Genomic DNA, 2,403 nt, shown 5'->3' with positions numbered 1-2,403 from the left:
CCTGGGCCTTCACGTTCTCGTCCATTGCGCCCCACATCTGGGCGGCGTGTTCGCCGGCGGCTTCTTCGAGGACTTCGTCGGCCATGGCATGAAGCGCGGGTTTCATGGTGGGCAGAATCTTCTCGGGCTCCATGCCCGCAAACAACTCGCGCAGGTCCAGCAGTTTTTCCGTGACGATCTCGGCGAGGTAGGCGCCCATGTTCTTGGAAGCGTTCGGGATGATCCCCTGGAAACCCAGATAAGGACGGATCCCGACGAACTCCACCGGGTGGAAGAGCAGCCAGACCGCGGCGACATTCGTGATCCAGCCGACCACGCCGGCGAAGACGGGAATGAGAAGGACGACCCAGTTGTCGCGAACGGCATCAATGAGGATCATGGGTGGCAGTGCTCCGAGCCCTGAATTCAGCCCGCCCGGGCCTTGATGTGGGCCCGGGTTTTCTAGCTGCGCGCGGGCGGGGAAGCAACGGCGCTCAGTGGCAGCCGTGCTTGAGATAGGCCTCTACGTGGTCGATGTCGATCTCCGTGGCCACCATGGTAAGCGCCATCAGGCCCGCCAGGGAGTGGACCTTCTCGTACCAGCGGGGCTTGTAGCGCGGGGCCAGCACGACGCCCTCGGAATAGAGGGCCCGCAGGGCGAAGATGTCCTCGATGGCAAGGCGCCCGCAGAAGAGCAGCTCGATGAGGTCGAATTGGCCCGATTCGAGGGCCCAGCGCACCAGGGAGTGCACTTTGATGAGGCCGTCGAGATAGACCGCGTCCTTGGTGAACAGAACGCCGGTGCCATCGGGCTGGCCGCCGCGAAAGATGCGCTCGGCCGAGCGGTAGCTCTCGCGCTCGTTCTGTCCGAACTCCAGGAAGAACTCGAAGAGCTCGAAGAAGTTCGCGCCATTGAGCGCGTTTTCCACGGCAAGTACCCGCAGGGCCAGTCGTTTGATGCGCACCAGGTCGATGGAGCCGGTCGCCCACTCGGCAAAGGTCGCCAGGCCCTCCTGCGTTTTTGTCGTGCGCGGCGCGCCCAGCGAAAGACAGGGGACATTCATCTGCGCGCGGCCGTTGATGGAGGTGAGCGTGTGGATGAGCACCTCGTGCTGGAGAAGCTGGTCGAAATCGTAGCGGGTAAAAACCGCCCCCTCGCGCACACGCACGCGGTCGCCGCTGGCAGCGGCCTTGGCGGTCAGGTCGCTGGCCATTTCGACGGGCGGCCCCTCGTCGCCGAAAACTTTCTCGATTCCCTCGCGCAGGTAGGCGGCGATTTCCTCGCCCGAGTAGCTCGTTTCGTAGATGGCCGCACCGAGCGCGGGGAAGGCATTGGCGGCGGCAATGAAGCGGCTGGCCGCTTCCACGTGGGTGAGCGTCGAGCCGGGCATCACCTCGCTGGGGCGGCCATAGATCTCAATGGAAAGCTCGGTAAAGCGCGGCGTGCCGATGGCGTGCAGCATCCGGCAGGCGTCGCGGTAGCTGCGTGCGGTCTCGCGCAGCAGGCGGTGGGCGGGTTCGCTTTCGTCCAGTGCAGCCATGACGCGTTCAAGTTCGGCAATGAACTCGCCGTGATCGATGCGCGGGTATTCGATGCGTGGTAGCACGACCTGCCCGCGGCGGCGCCCCGAGAGAAACTCCGCCTCCGCCGAAGGCGGCCAGGATAGCGGCCCGAGCACCTTGACCTGCGTGGCGATCTCCACCACGCGGGCACTCAGTTCCAGATACTTTGGGTCGGTTTTCACGTGGCGGGCGGTTCCTCGCTGTCCACCGGCGCGAGTCGGATACGGCCATCGACGGCAATGACGCCCTGACCGGGGGGGAGCACCTTGAGCGGGTTGAGATCGAGCTCGACGATCTCGGGGATGAGCTCAACCAGGCACGAGAGGCGCTGGAGTGTCATGGCGAGCGCTTCGATGTCGCCCTTGGCACCGCCGCGATAGCCCTCAAGGAGCTTGGCGCTCTTCAGGCGCGCGATCATGTTGTGGGCATCCAGGTCGCTGACCGGTGGCAGGGAGAAGGAGACGTCCTTGAGCAGCTCGACCGTGACGCCGCCCATGCCGCACACAAGGAGCGGCCCGAAGGTGGGATCGCTCGTTACGCCCAGCATCATCTCAATGCCGCCGCCCACCTGGCGCTGGAGCAGCACGCCCTCGAGCTTCGCGCCGATGCGCTCCATGCGCTCGCGAAGCATCTTGCCCGCGTGCTCGACCGCCTCGGGGGTTTCGAGCCCCAGGATCACGCCGCCCACGTCGCTCTTGTGGACGACGGTGGGGGCGATGGCCTTGGCGACCAGCGGATAGCCCAGAAGCTCGGCGCTCGCGGCGGCTTCGGCAACGGTGGTTTCTTCCAGATCTGCAAAGCCGATGCCTGCCGCCTTCAAGATGGTTGCCATGTCCTTGGGGCTCATCCAGATGGGCCCCT

Annotated in this window: 3 protein-coding genes; all 3 read right to left on the bottom strand. The window is 65.2% G+C overall.

What is annotated here, in order from left to right:
* Positions 1 to 379 (bottom strand): hypothetical protein (locus tag KDH09_10820; GenBank protein ID MCB0220177.1); only part of this gene is annotated, 379 nt, incomplete at its 3' end.
* Between the two features lie 94 nt (positions 380 to 473).
* The gene (locus KDH09_10815; protein ID MCB0220176.1) at positions 474 to 1,724 is read right to left on the bottom strand and encodes a DUF1704 domain-containing protein; all 1,251 of its coding nucleotides are present in this window, start codon (positions 1,722 to 1,724) and stop codon (positions 474 to 476) included.
* On the bottom strand, positions 1,721 to 2,403 hold a 683-nt coding region (locus tag KDH09_10810), incomplete at its 5' end, for an acetate--CoA ligase family protein (GenBank protein ID MCB0220175.1). The genes KDH09_10815 and KDH09_10810, both read right to left, overlap by 4 nt.

This window comes from Chrysiogenia bacterium, assembly GCA_020434085.1.
Lineage (GTDB): Bacteria > JAGRBM01 > JAGRBM01 > JAGRBM01 > JAGRBM01 > JAGRBM01.
Note: the sequence above shows the minus strand (reverse complement) of the source record. Positions and strands in the feature narration are given on the sequence as shown.